This is a genomic window from Hymenobacter miniatus (genome assembly GCF_016427455.1).
GTDB classification, from domain to species: domain Bacteria; phylum Bacteroidota; class Bacteroidia; order Cytophagales; family Hymenobacteraceae; genus Hymenobacter; species Hymenobacter armeniacus.
On the sequence record NZ_JAELXR010000009.1, the window covers coordinates 160,852 to 173,750 of the forward strand.

General features: G+C 63.8%; 11 protein-coding genes. All 11 read right to left on the reverse strand.

Annotation, left to right across the window (positions count from 1 at the left end; all coding sequences use genetic code 11):
- Positions 1 to 60: 60 nt before the first annotated feature.
- Complete coding sequence (locus JAO73_RS15315; protein WP_198978011.1) at positions 61 to 816, reverse strand: tetratricopeptide repeat protein; 756 nt, start codon at positions 814 to 816, stop codon at positions 61 to 63.
- On the reverse strand, positions 776 to 2,263 hold the full coding sequence (locus JAO73_RS15320; protein ID WP_198978012.1) for a BatD family protein: 1,488 nt from the start codon (positions 2,261 to 2,263) through the stop codon (positions 776 to 778). Before JAO73_RS15320 ends, JAO73_RS15315 begins: the two co-directional genes overlap by 41 nt.
- Positions 2,247 to 2,963 (reverse strand): tetratricopeptide repeat protein, encoded by a 717-nt coding sequence (locus tag JAO73_RS15325; protein WP_198978014.1) that lies wholly within the window; start codon positions 2,961 to 2,963, stop codon positions 2,247 to 2,249. The genes JAO73_RS15320 and JAO73_RS15325 overlap by 17 nt, the downstream gene beginning before the upstream one ends.
- Positions 2,964 to 2,965: 2 nt before the next feature.
- Positions 2,966 to 3,949: a VWA domain-containing protein gene (locus tag JAO73_RS15330; protein ID WP_198978016.1), complete on the reverse strand. Its 984-nt coding sequence runs from the start codon at positions 3,947 to 3,949 to the stop codon at positions 2,966 to 2,968.
- A complete protein-coding gene (locus JAO73_RS15335; protein ID WP_262896067.1) occupies positions 3,950 to 4,945 on the reverse strand; it encodes a vWA domain-containing protein in 996 nt (331 codons plus the stop codon).
- Positions 4,942 to 5,820 (reverse strand): hypothetical protein, encoded by an 879-nt coding sequence (locus JAO73_RS15340; protein ID WP_198978019.1) that lies wholly within the window; start codon positions 5,818 to 5,820, stop codon positions 4,942 to 4,944. The genes JAO73_RS15335 and JAO73_RS15340 overlap by 4 nt, the downstream gene beginning before the upstream one ends.
- Positions 5,817 to 6,689, reverse strand: a complete 873-nt coding sequence (locus JAO73_RS15345) for a DUF58 domain-containing protein (protein ID WP_198978022.1) — start codon at positions 6,687 to 6,689, stop codon at positions 5,817 to 5,819. Before JAO73_RS15345 ends, JAO73_RS15340 begins: the two co-directional genes overlap by 4 nt.
- A gap of 23 nt (positions 6,690 to 6,712) precedes the next feature.
- Positions 6,713 to 7,717, reverse strand: a complete 1,005-nt coding sequence (locus JAO73_RS15350) for an AAA family ATPase (protein ID WP_198978024.1) — start codon at positions 7,715 to 7,717, stop codon at positions 6,713 to 6,715.
- Positions 7,718 to 7,775: 58 nt separating this feature from the next.
- Positions 7,776 to 10,742 (reverse strand): tetratricopeptide repeat protein, encoded by a 2,967-nt coding sequence (locus JAO73_RS15355; protein WP_198978025.1) that lies wholly within the window; start codon positions 10,740 to 10,742, stop codon positions 7,776 to 7,778.
- 22 nt (positions 10,743 to 10,764) lie between these two features.
- Positions 10,765 to 11,580, reverse strand: coding sequence for a hypothetical protein (locus JAO73_RS15360; protein WP_198978026.1), 816 nt, complete (start codon positions 11,578 to 11,580; stop codon positions 10,765 to 10,767).
- Positions 11,581 to 11,720: 140 nt separating this feature from the next.
- Positions 11,721 to 12,857 carry a hypothetical protein gene (locus JAO73_RS15365; RefSeq protein ID WP_198978027.1) on the reverse strand — a complete coding sequence of 379 codons (1,137 nt, stop codon included), beginning with the start codon at positions 12,855 to 12,857 and terminating at the stop codon, positions 11,721 to 11,723.
- Positions 12,858 to 12,899 lie beyond the last annotated feature (42 nt).

Genomic DNA, 12,899 nt, shown 5'->3' on the forward strand with positions numbered 1-12,899 from the left:
CCAGCCCCCAACGGCTGTTCGGGCCGGCCCGCGCCTCCCCTACTGCCTTGTGCGGGGCGCCTAACGGGGCTGCAGCACGGCCACAGCGGGAGCAGGCGCCCAGCCGGCTTCGCCGCTGGCCCGCTTGATTTTCAGCCAGCCCTGATAGCGGTTTTCGATGACAACCTGCTCCCCAGATTGCAGGTCGAACGCTTTGCGGGCTGCGGGGCTGGGCCCGCTCCGGCCCGCCACGGCGGCGCCCACCACGATGCCGTGCCTCGTGTAGGAAATCCCAGCCCCCGTGGCCAGCCCCAACAGCCCACCGGCTGCCAGCAGCACATACCGCCCCGCGCGCAGCAGGGCCGCGGCCCGCACGCCGCGCCGGCCCCATCCGGCCAGCACCACCAGCGCCGCGCCCAGCAGCAGTCCCCCCACGGCCGCTTTGGCCCCGGCATCGGTTGCCAACAGCAAGGCGGGCGAGCCGGGCGCAAATGCAGAACGCGGCACGGCCGGCAGGCAGGCCTTGCGCCAAGCCATTCGCTGATTGGCCGCCAGCTGCGTATCGGCCGGCGCCAGTTGCAGGCCCTGCTCGTAGCAATACACCGCCCAGCCCAGTTGCCCGGTTTTGTAGCAGGCAGTGCCCAGGTTGCAGTACAGCTCGGGCCGACGTACGCCCTGGCGCTCCAGTTGCCGGTAGCAACGAATGGCGCCCGCGTAGTCGGCCCGGGCCAACCGCTCGTTGCCTTGCTGGAAAATCAACTTGGCCTCCTCGGGCCGACCAGTGCAGCTGGCAAGGCTAGCGAGCAGCAGGCACCAGCGAAGCAGGTATTTCGTCATGAGGGCAGGCGTCGAGCCGCGTAATAAGGTCGAGAAGGTGTTGGGCCTCGGGGCCGTCGGCCGCGCCGGACGAATGGCCGGAAAATCGGATTTTGGCCAGAGCCTGCAGGAAAGCGACGGTTTCGCGTTGCAGTTCTTCGGGCACGGCGCGCGCCTGCAGGCGGACCGGCAGCTCGCGCACGGTGAGCTGGACGGGGGCGAGGCCAAACCGGGCACTCAGGTAGTCCACCAGGGTTTCACTCAGCGCTTTGCAGTGTGCATCGAGGGGCGTCTCGGCTCGGGCGTGGCGCCGCAAGGCCGCCACGGCCCGGGCGCGGGCGGTTCTGGCCAGATAGCGGCGCGGGTTGGCCGCACGCCGCCGCAGTCGCTCGGTCTGCACCGCGCCCGCCAGCAGCAAGCCCACGGCCAGCAGCAAGCCGCCGTAATAGGCGTGCGAGCCCAAAAAACGCAGCTGGCCGTCGTTCTGAAAAAGGCTGGCCTTGGTTTGCAACCCGGCGTTTTTGCGGGCGGCGCGGCCCGGCCCGGCCACCAGGGCCGCTGGCGCCACGGGGCCTTGCTCCACGCGCCAGGTGTAGGCCGGCGCGCGGTAGGCCGTGTAGTTGCCCTGCTCCGGGTCGAAGCCCAGCACCCGGATGCCCGGCAGGCTATACGTGCCGCGGTAGTTGGCCAGCACGTCGTAGGAATACGTGTACTCGGCCTTCAGCCCTTTCGCGGTCAGGGTATGCTTTTCCTGGCCGGCGATGTTGAACGCGTCGAGGCCCGCGGGCAGGGCCGGCGGCGTCAGCTTGGTCTTGCGCAGGTTGCCATCTCCCGTTATTTTGAGCTGAAACGTGAGTAGATTGGCCGATTTGCGGGATACCGTGTAGGAAGGCCGGAACCGAAACCGGCCCACGATGTTGGCAAATGCCACCGAATCGGGGGCGGCGGGCAGCGGCCGCACGGGCACTTGCACTTCCTCCGACGTCACCCGTTTCGACACCATTTTCGGCTCCCCGAAAAAGTCCTCCGGCGCGGGCGGCGCCCTGAAGCTGTACTGCCGCGCCAGCGCGGGCAGTTGCAGCGTGCCGGCCAGCTCCGGCACCACGTGGTACTGCTTCAGCACGCGCACCTGGTAGGGTTTGCCGGCCACGGTTTCGCGGTGCTCCCGGGCAGTCGCCGGGTATTCCTCGGCCTGGCAGTTTTTGAACTTGAGGTTGATTTCGGCGTCGGGGTCGACAACCGGCACGCGGTAATACAGCAGGTAGCTCACCGTGAGCGCCTGTCCGGCGTAGGCGGTGGGGCTGCTGGCCACGGCCCGAAGAAAAACGTCCTCGCCCCGCTTGGCGGCCCGGGCGTGCGGCGCGTCGGCGTGCTGCGCCCGGGCCACGGGGCCGCTGGCCAGCAGCAGCCACACGCCCCACAAGCCCGCCCGCAGTCGGAAACCCGCTGGCCTAGTAGTCTTTTTCATCCGAAGCCGTTTTTCGTCCTTGCTGCCGGGGGCCGCTCATCTTGTTTCTGACCTGGTTTTCGTTTTCGCTCAGCTGGCCCAGCAGCTCCTCCATGGTTTTGGCCGACAGCTGCTGCTCGGCCGCCCCCTGCTGCTGGCCGGCGTCGTCCTTCTTTTCATCACTGCCGGGCCGGCTTTCGGCCTCGTTCTTAGCTGGCGTCGGCGTCCCTTTTTTAGCCGGCGGCGGGCTTTGCTGCTTTTGCAGAATTGCGGCCCGCACAAACAGGAAGTCCTGCCGCGTCTGGTCGTCGTGGGGGCTCAGCAGCAGCGCGCGGCGAAACGCGGCCAGGCTGCGCGACAACTCTCCGGTGTGGTAATAAGCTTGGCCAAGGTTGGCCCACGCCAAGGCTTCGGCCTGGGGCGCCCCGGCGTGCAGCACGCCGCGGTATTGACCAATGGCTTCGGCATAGCGACCTTGCTGCTGCAGGGCGTTGCCCAGGTTGTAGCGCGCCGCCGCCAAGGGCACTTCGCCGGCCAGGGCGGCGCGATAATGCACTTCCGCGTCGCCGTAGGCCGCCGCGGTGTAAGCGTGGTTGCCTTCGGCTAGGCGCAGCAGGCGGGCGGCCAGGGCGCCGGGCCTGGTGTTTGCCCACAGTCCGGCCCCCGCCACCACGGCCAGAGCGGCGCCCCAAAGCTGTCGGTATCGGCTAGTGCGTTCCATGCTTAGGCTCGAATGCGGTGGAAGAGAGGGACCAGAAACTCCGCCACCAGCAGGACCAGCGCCGCCAGCAGGCACCACTGAAAGTACTGCGCCGGGCTTGCGTCGGCGGTCGGACGGGCGCTGGGGTCCAGCTTCTGCAGGGCTTGCCGCAGGCTGGCGCTGGCGCTGCGCCAGTTATCGAGCCGGATGTAGCGGCCGGGCCGGTCCTGCACCATGCGCCTGAGGCTGGCTTCCTGAAACCGCGAGATGATGGGCTGCCCCCGCCGGTCGCGCTTGGCACGGGGCTCTTCGCCGGGCCGGCTTTGCGTGTACATGGCCGCCCCTTCGGGCGTGCCCACGCCCACGGCCACAATGTCCAGGCCGGCTTTGCTCAGCGAGTCGGCCAGGGCAGCGTAGCGCGGGGCGTGGTTTTCGCCGTCGGAAAGGACACAGGCCACCTGCCGGTGCTGCGGCGTGGGCTTCAGGACCAGGGCCGCCAGCGCCAGGGCCTCGGCCAGCGAGGTGCCCTGGCGCGGCACCAGGGCCGGGCCGATGGTGGCGCAGGCCTGGCTGAGCACTTCGGCATCGGTGGTCAGGGGCTGAAAGAGCTGGGCATTGCCGGCAAACACCACCACACCTACCTCCCGTCCGGGCAGCCCGCGCACGGTTTCGGCCACCACTTTTTTGGCCTGGGTGAGGCGGTCGGGCAGCACATCGGCCGCCAGCATGCTCGTCGACACGTCCACCACAAACACCAGCCGCCGCGGCTGCTGGTCCGGCACTGGCCCAGCGGCTTGCGCCCGGGGCTGCGGGTTGCTGAGGGCCAGCACCAGCGCCGCCAGGGCCAGCAGCCGCAGGGCCTGGCGCAGGCGCGCGCTGACCGGCGCCGCGCCTAGCATCTGCCCGTGGGCCTGCTGCTGGGCGCGGCGGCGCAACAGATAGCCGGCGGCCAGCACGGGTACGGCCGCGGCGAGGTACAGATACGAAGGGTGTTCGACGCTTATCATTTAACTCAAGCTGCGCAGCACCGTGAAAAGCAGGCCTTCGCCCAGCCCGAAAAAGAACAGCGCCGCCCACACAAACCACCGGTACTGCGCCGTGTACTGCACCTGCGTGCGGTAGCCGGTGGGCGACTGCTCCAAAGCGTCGATTTCGGCGTAAATCCGGCGCAGCGCGGCCGCATCCTTGGCCCGGAAATACTTGCCGCCCGTTTGGCGGGCAATGCTGCGCAAGGCCGGCTCGTCAATTTTGACGGGCACGTAGTGGTAGGTTTTTCGTCCGTTCAGGTCGTAGAGCGGCAGCGGCGCCGTGCCTGTGCTGCCGATGCCAATGGTGTACACCTTGATGCGGTGCTTGCGGGCCAGCTGCGCGGCCGTGACGGGCTCGATGAAGCCGGTGTTGTTTTCGCCGTCGGTGAGCAGAATGACGACTTTGCTTTTGGCTTTGCCGGGCCGCAGGGCGTTCACGGCCGAAGCCAGGCCCAGCCCGATGGCGGTACCGTCGGCCAGCGCGGGTTGGTCGAGCCGGTTGAGCTGCCGCAGCAGAAAGCCGTAGTCGGTGGTGAGCGGGCACCAGTTCAAGCTCTCGCCGGCGTACACCACCAGGCCCAGCCGGTCGTGGGTGCGGCCGGCCACGAAGCGCGAAATCACGGTTTTCAGCCCTTCCAGGCGGTTGGGCTTGATGTCCTCAATCTGCATGCTGGCCGAAATGTCCATGGCCAGCACCACGTCGATGCCCTGGGCCGGCACTTTCTGCCGGCTCACCGTGGCGGTTTGGAAATTGGCCAGGGCCAGGACAATGCCCGCCAGACTCAGCAGCCGCAGCCCAAACAGCACATCCGGCGGCGTGAGGGCCTGGTGCGCTACCTGCAACGGCGCGGGCAGGCTGGCCAGCGTGAGCACGGGCTGGCGCCGGCGCCAGTAGCGCACGTGCAGCCACAGCAGCACCGGAAACGCTAGAAACAGCAGCAACCACCCCGGATTGTGAAATGCGGCGTGGTTCATCGGACGAGTGTTTCGGTTAGAACCACCCCGGTTTCGGCTCCGCTCAGCACCAGTTGCCGGGCCAGGGCCAGCAGCCGCGCCCGGCCAGCCGCGTCGGGGGGCGCTGGCGCAAACCGGGCGCGGTCCAGTTCGGCCAGGCCAGCCGCGTCAGCAAGCGGCTCTGCGTTCCTTTCTGCATCGGCGCGGCATTCCAGGTATTCGCGCACAATGCCCACTAGCTCGTCGGGCATTGCCGCGTGGGCGTGTAGCTGGGAATGCATTTCCAGTGCCTCCATTTTGTCGAGCGCCAACTGGCGGGCTTGGTCCAACGTCGGCGGCTGGGGAGGTTCCGTGGGCTGCGGCGGCCGCTTGCGCAGCAGTTGCCAGGCCGCGCCCCCCGCCCCCGCCAGCAGCACGGCCGAAGCCAGCAGCGCCCACTTTCGGGGCGCTGGCACCGCTTGCCACGCGGGCACCACGGGGCGTAGCGCGTGCAACTCCCGGCGCAAAGGCTCGGCCTGAAACTGCACGGCAATGGCGGGCGCGTACACGGTGTCAACTCCTTGCCGGCCTTGCAGCACCACCGCGAAAGGCCCCAGCTGGCAGCGACCACCCTGCGCCGACGTGAACACCATGCGGTGCTGCAGTTCTGCCGCGCCCAGGGTGCGGGTTTGGGCTTGCAGCAGCAGGCCTTCCTTGTTTTGCACGGCTTCATCGGCCAGATGCCAGCGCACCTGCTCGCCCGGCTGCCGGGCCACGCGCAGGCTGAGCACCACCGGGTGCCCGATTTTGCAGGCGCGCGCATCCACTTGGGCCCGCACCGGGCGGCCCGGCGCGGCGGCCTCCGCACCGCCCGCCAGCAGCAGGGCACCCCAGAAAGCCCATCGCAGTCCCCTCATTTCGCGTGCTGCAAGAACCCGACTAACGCTTCCAGATGCTTGCCGCCGGTGCCCACGGCCAAGCTGCGCACCGCCGTGGGGCCATACGCCGCCTCAAAGCGGCTCGCCACCTGCCCCTGGTGCTGCGCCAGCTGCTGGCGAAAGCCGCTGCGCGAGGTGTTTTGCCAGCGGGTGCGGCCGCTCTCGGCATCGCGCAGCTGCACCCAGCCCAGGCGGGGCACCTCGGCCTCGCGCTCTTCAACCACCCGCACGGCCAGCAGCTCGTGCTGCTGCGCCAGCACCTGCGAGGCGGTGGCGTAATCGTCCGACACGAAGTCCGACACCAGAAACACCACGCTGCTCTTTGCGTGGCTGCTGACGAGGAACTGCAGCGCCGCCGCCACGCTGGTGCCCCGGCTCAGCGGACGCGCGGCCACCAGTTCCTTGGCAATGCGCCAGAAGTGCACCTTCCCGCGGGCCGCGGGCACCACGTGCTCCACCCGGTCGCTGAAAAAAACCACGCCCACCCGGTCCTGGCTCTCGATGGCGCTAAAAGCCAGCGCGGCGCTTATCTCCAGCGCCACTTCGTATTTGCCCTTGCCCTGGCCCGGCGCGGCGGGCAGCATGGAGCGGCTCACGTCCACCAATATCCACACCAGCCGCTCTTTTTCCTGGGTAAAGGTTTTCACGTACGTTTCGCGGAAGCGCGCCGTCACGTTCCACTCAATGTCCTTGATGTTGTCGCCCACTTCGTACTTGCGAATGTGGTCGATGCTCCAGCCGCGGCCCTTAAACGAGCTGTTGAACAGGCCCGCCAGCGGCTGCTGGGTGAGGCGCTGGCAGAGCAGCTCGAATTGCTGCACCGTCTGAATGAGTTCCTGGAGTTCCATGCGGGCGCGCCGGGCGGCGATGATTACGGGGTGGGCACCCCGCCGATGATGTGCCCCAGAATGGCGTCGGAGGTCAGGTTTTCGGCACGGGCCGCGTAGGTCAGGCCCACGCGGTGCCGCAGCACGTCGTAGGCCACGTGGCGCACGTCGTCGGGCGTCACGTAGGCCCGCTTCTGCAAGAAGGCGAAGGCCCGCGCCGCCAGCGCCAGGTTGATGCTGCCCCGCGGCGACGACCCAAACCGCACCAGCGGCTGCAGGTGCGCCAGCCCGTACCGCTCCGGAAAGCGCGTGCAGAACACCAGGTTCAGGATGTAGTCCTCCACCTTCTCGCTGATGTGGATGCGCTTCACCAGGTCCTGCACCCGCAGCACATTTTCGAGCGAAAAAGGCGCGGCCAGGGCCGGCTTTTCTTCGGCTAGGTTGCGCCGCACAATGATTCTTTCCTCTTCCAGCGAGGGGTAGGAAATCACCACCTTCAGCATGAAGCGGTCCATCTGGGCTTCGGGCAGCTCGTAGGTGCCGCCCTGCTCGATGGGGTTTTGGGTGGCCAGCACCAGAAAAGGCGGCGCCAGCGGGTACGTGCTGCCCCCGATGGTCACCTGGTGTTCCTGCATCACTTCCAGCAGGGCGCTCTGCACCTTTTCCGGGGCCCGGTTGATTTCATCGGCGAGCACGAAATTGGAGAAAATCGGCCCCTTCTTCACGCTGAACTCGTTGGTGTGCAGGTTGAATATCATGGTGCCGAGCACGTCGGCGGGCAGCAAATCGGGCGTGAACTGGATGCGGTTGAACTGGGCGCTGATGGCCTGGGCCAGCGCTTTCACCGTGAGGGTTTTGGCCAGCCCCGGCACGCCCTCCAGCAGGATGTGCCCGTTGCCGAACAAGCCCACCAGCAGCTTTTCGAGCAGGTCGTCCTGGCCCACAATCGTCTGCTTCAGCAGGGCGCGCAGGCCGTCCACCGCCTCGCTTTCCTGCTCAATTTCCAGCTCTAGCTGTTCCCAAATACCGGCTTCCGCTACCTCGCTCATCGTAAATAAGTAATTCCGTTCTGCTTCACCAAAAAGTCCGCGTCGCTTGGCCCACGCTTTATTGCGAGGGCGGCAAATAGGTCTTTTTCAGCTGCGCGTATTGGGCTTTGTGGGCCTTCACCTTGTTCAGCTCCACGAGGAAGGTCTCTTCCTCCAGCTTGATGTCCTCCTTTTTCAGCTGGCGGGTTTGGTAAGCCTGCTCAAACTGCTGCAGGGCCTTGTCGAACTGCCCGGCCTTGGCGTAGGCGCAGCCCAGGCCGTAGAGCGCCAGCGGGTGCTTGGGCTGGGTGGTGAGGGTGCGCTTGAAGTGGTCGATGGCCACGGCGTCGTGGTTCAGGTACAGGTTCAGCATCCCAAAATCGGTGTAGAACAAGCTGTCGGTTTTTTCTACTGACTTCTCGTACTCGGTAAAATCCTTCAGCGCGGGCTCCAGCATCCGGCTTTTGAAATAGCTCAGGCCGCGCAGGTAGCGGCTGTCTTTCAGCTCGGGCAGCGTGTCGAGCTTAATGGCGGCGTTGAAACTCGCAATGGCCTGCTCGTATTTATCGGCCTGCAGGGAGGCGCTGCCGTTGGCGTGATAGTACTTGTAGTGGGGCGCGTATTTGATGGCTTCCGCATACGCTTTCAGCGCTTTGGACAGGTCGTGCACGGCCTGGTACGACAAGCCTTGGTAATACAGCGCTTCGGCATTTTTGGGGTTTGCTTCCAGCGCCTTGTCGCTCAGCAGCACCGCTTTGGTGTAGTCGTTCTTGTAAAACCAGGCCTGGCCCATCAGCTGGTACGCCTGCGACAAATTGTTGCTGAGCGTCAGCGCCAGTTCCTTCTGGCTGTCTTTCTTGGCGGCCTGCAGGCTGTTTTGCAGCAGCGTGGCGGCGCGCGAAAAATCCGCAATGGCTTTGGCGTATTGCTTCGTTTCCAGGTTGGTATTGCCGCGGCCCATGTAAGCCTGCACGCTGTTGGCGTCGCTCTTGATGGCGTCGGTGTAGCTGTCCAGCGCCGCGTTGTATTCGGCTATTTTCTGGTAAGCCAGCCCCTTTTTATACTGCGCGTCCGAGTAGGCGGGCTTGCAGGCAATGGCTTTTTGGTATAGCTCGATGGCTTTTTGGTAGCTGCTTTTGGCGGCTTGCCGCTTCCGGGCTTGTTCCTCGCCCGCCGCCAGTGCTATTTCGGCTTTGCCGTGCCAAGCCTTGGCGTTGCAGCGCCGCACGGCCAGGGCGTTGTCGTAGAGGCTGTCGGCTTTAGCTGCCTTTTTGGCTTTGAAGGCCGCCAGCGCCTCTTCAAAATAGTTTGCACTGATGGCCTCTACTTTTTTCAGCTGGTCGGCTTCGAGGCCAATGGCTTCGGCGGCGCTGAAATCTTTGCCCGCGCTGGGCACGTCGCGCAGGCCGAGGTAGTTCAGGCCCCGGTAATAGTACGCCTTGCCGTTTTTCGGCTCCAGCTCCAGCACCGTGTTGAAGCTCACCTGCGCTTCCGGGTGCCGCTGCAGGCGGTACAATAGCTCGGCCATGTCGAAGTGCGCCGCGCCGTTTTCCGGGCTCAGCGCAATGGCTTTGGCGTAGTCTTCGAGCGCCCCCGAATAGTTTTTCAGCTGGTTTTTCCAGCTGCCCTTCACGCTATAGTATTTCGGCTTTTCGGGGGCATCGTCCAGGGCATTGGCCGTCAGCACGTCGTAGTCGGTCACGGCGCTCACGTAGTCGTGCTTGTGCTTCACGTAGAAATTGGCCCGGGCCAGCCGCGCGCTGGTGTAGTTCGGGTAGTACTGCAGCGCCATGGTGTAGTTCTCCAACGCGCGGTCCAGGGAGCGGGCGTCGTTGGGCTGTTTTTCGCCGAGTTGCTGGTAGGCCTGGGCTTTGATGTAAAACAGCTCCGGGAAGTCGTTTTTGCCCTTTTTGTTTTCTTTCAGGATGTTGTCGCAGGCGTCGATGGCGCCCTGCAGGTCGTTGGCCTCAAGTTTGTTTTTGGGCAGGGCAATTTCGTCCAGCTTCTTGGTCAGCAGGGCCATTTCCGCTTCCATGGCCACGCGGGCTTCGGGCTTGATGGCCAGGGCCTGCTTGTAAAACCGCAGCGCATCGGCGTGGCGCCGCTCGCTCTTGGCCTGCTCGGCCTTGTTTTTCAGGCTTTCGAAGGTGTTCTCGGCCTCGAGGCGCTTGGTGTCCAGAATCTTTTTGTCGAGAGCCGGCACTAGCGAGCGCAACTCCTTCGCTTTGCCGTAAAACTCCAACGCGTCCTTGTACTGCTTGCTGGCCACGTAGTTATTGCCCTGTGTCACGTACTCGTCATACGCTATTTGCTTGCGCTTTTCCTCCTGCTGCTTGCCCAGCACGAAGTCGTCTTTTTCGCGCACAAAGTCTTCCTGCGTCACCAGAGCCGATTCCGCCGACGCGTCGGCGGTGATGAGCAGGTCGTTGTCGGTGGCCTCCACGGGCAGGGCCGGATTGTAAAAGCTAAGCCCCACAATCAGGGCCTGCCACTTGTTTCCACCCAAGTTGTTCAGGCGCACCAAGGCTTCGCGCTGCCGCGTCTCATACGCTTTGCCGCTGGCTTTTTCCTTGCTGGCAAAAGCTTCGTCGAAGCGGACCTTTACGTACAGGTACTCTTTCTTCTTGATTTTGGAAATCACCAAATTAGAAAAAGCAACGCTGGCGTCGGGCGTTTTTTCGTACTGCACGTCGAGGGCATCGAGGTACTTTTCGACCGGTAGGTCCTTGGTTTTGCCCAGGCCGGCCGCCGGGTTCACGTCGTCTTCCACGATGACGTCCTTGCTGAGAAAAATCTGGTTGCGCGACGGCTTGTAGCTGCTGCTGATGACCTCGGCCAGTTCGCTGGGCGCGTTGTCGTTGAAGGTGACGTAATTCAGCAGGTTCTGCAGCTCCTCCACCGTCGACTGCGCCTGGTAGGTCATCTCCTTGGCGTCTTTCAGCGACACCTTGTCTTGGGCAGCGGCCTGCTGCGCCGTACACAGCGTCAACCACAGCGCCCACGCCAATAATCGGGCGTGTGATGAACAAAAAGCGACGAAATTCATGTGCTACGTATAAATAAGTGCCTTAGGAAAGCTTGACCAGCTTGCTGATAAGCCAGCCGGAATTGAGCGACTGCCGGTTGAACTGCTTCACCTCTATTTGCCAGCCTTTTATCTGAAGAAAGGTGTAGCTGATGGACATGGCCCGCACCACCTTCAGTTGGTTTTTCAGGCACGCGTCCACAAACGCATCCAGGGTGCGGCTGCGATTGGGCGAGGCGTCGAGAAAATTCTCAATGTTCTCCGGCTTTTTGGTCACCAAATCGATGTTCATGAAGTCGATGGCGTGGCTCATCGGATTCAGCGACACGTTGGCGTCCGTCGGCCTGGGGCCGAACACGCGGGGCGCCTCGGCGGCCGGAGTGGCGGCCGCTTCTACCTGCCCCGGAAACCCCACTTCCGTGATGACCCATTTGGAGCTGCCATCGGCGAGGGTGCTGATTTTAAGCTTCAGCACTGCTTTTTCGGGCTTGCCGCGGTGCACCACTTGGCACTGCACGCTGGCGTACCAGTTGCCGTCGTCAAAATTCAGGTACTGCGGGTGCTCGGCGCTGTTGACCTGCTTGATAAATGCCGTGATGTCGCCGTAATTCCAGTTGGTGCCTTTGGCGTTGAACAGGCTTTTCAGCAGCCGCTCACGCGTGAGCGGCTGCGCAGCTTCCTTCTTTTTCAGGTATTCCCGCAGGAAGGAGAATTCGTCGTTGTTGAAGCGCTCAATGAACTCATCGACCTGCTTCACTTCCCACGCGAAAGCAACGCCATACTCCTTCTCGTAGCTCTGCCCAAACCCCAGCGCCGGGCAAAGCAGCACAAGTGCCAACAGCCAGATTTTGTAACGCATGACTTAAGTGTATCGATAGCGTGAGCCGGCGCCCCGTGGCATGCCCGTTTATGAACCGGCCAATGTTGTGGGAGCCCATGGGCCGCCAGCAGCCGCCTCACGGGGTGGAGCCTTGCTCCGGCGGCCGTTCAGGTGCGGGCCTAGATTTTCTTGGTTTCCACCACGCCCACGTCGTCCAGGAAAACGTCCCAGGCGGCTACGGACTCGCCGTTCACGGCTTTTTCGTAGGGCTTAAGCACCACCGTCACGTTGCGCTTGGTCACGTCGCCGTACACCACTTTGTCGTCGACAAAGCCCCGAAACGTCTGCACGAAGGTGACCACGCCGTAATAATTGCCGTCGGCGCCTTTTTTGAATTTGGAGGCGTAGTTGACGTTGGCGTACTCAATCTGCACTTTGTCGAATTGGCCGCTCCGCAGCATCAGGCGGTTTAGGTATTCGCGAATCTTGTACTTGTTGCGCACGTCGCTGTTCACGTTGGATACTTCCACCCGCGAGTCGTCGTTCAGGAATAACGCACAGGCCAGGCTGATGCCTTTTTTAGCGGTTTCCTTGTTCGTGTTCACCGCTACTATCATTTTCATGTAGCCGGTAAACTCCTCGGTTTTTTCGAGCGCTTTTCGGTTGAACAGCTTCATGTCCATGGGCGAAACCACGGCGCCCGCCGTGCCCGATTCGCTGCCGCCGGCGACGGCCGGCGTACCGTTGAGGCGAGTAAGCGGCTCGGGGGTCGGGACGGCTTGGGGGGCCGCAGCCGGCGGCAGCGCGCTGCTGATTTTGCCCTGGCTGGCCAGCAAAATGGGCGCGGCCTGCTCGGGGCTGCCAAACACCTGGTGGCTGCCGTCGCGCCGAATCAGGAACGCCAGCGACGACTTGGCCACCTTCGATTCCTCGCCTTTGTTGTTGCACACCACGTCGGCGTCGGTTTCGCTGGCAATGATGGTGGAGGTCACCGTGCCTTTATTATCGACGAGGGCATCGAGAAAGCGCGACTTAGCCGCGCCGGCCAGGAACGCGTCCCGGTCCTTGTCGGAAAACGGCTTTTCCTTGGAAAACACCAGGTAGTCGCCCGCGGCATTGAACACAAACGACACCTTGTCGGGCGTGCGGCTGTAAGTCGGCCCGCTCGGGTTGGCCATGTTCTTGAACTTGACTTTTTCCGCCGTTATCTCCGTCACTTTGCCCGGCAGCTTGGTGCCGTCGGTGAGGTAAATCAGGTCTTGAGCGGCCAGCTTGCTACCGATGCACAGTAGCACGGACAAGTAGATGTATTTCATGTTCTGTATTTTCGAATGCGTGTGATGCAGCAGATAAGCGGC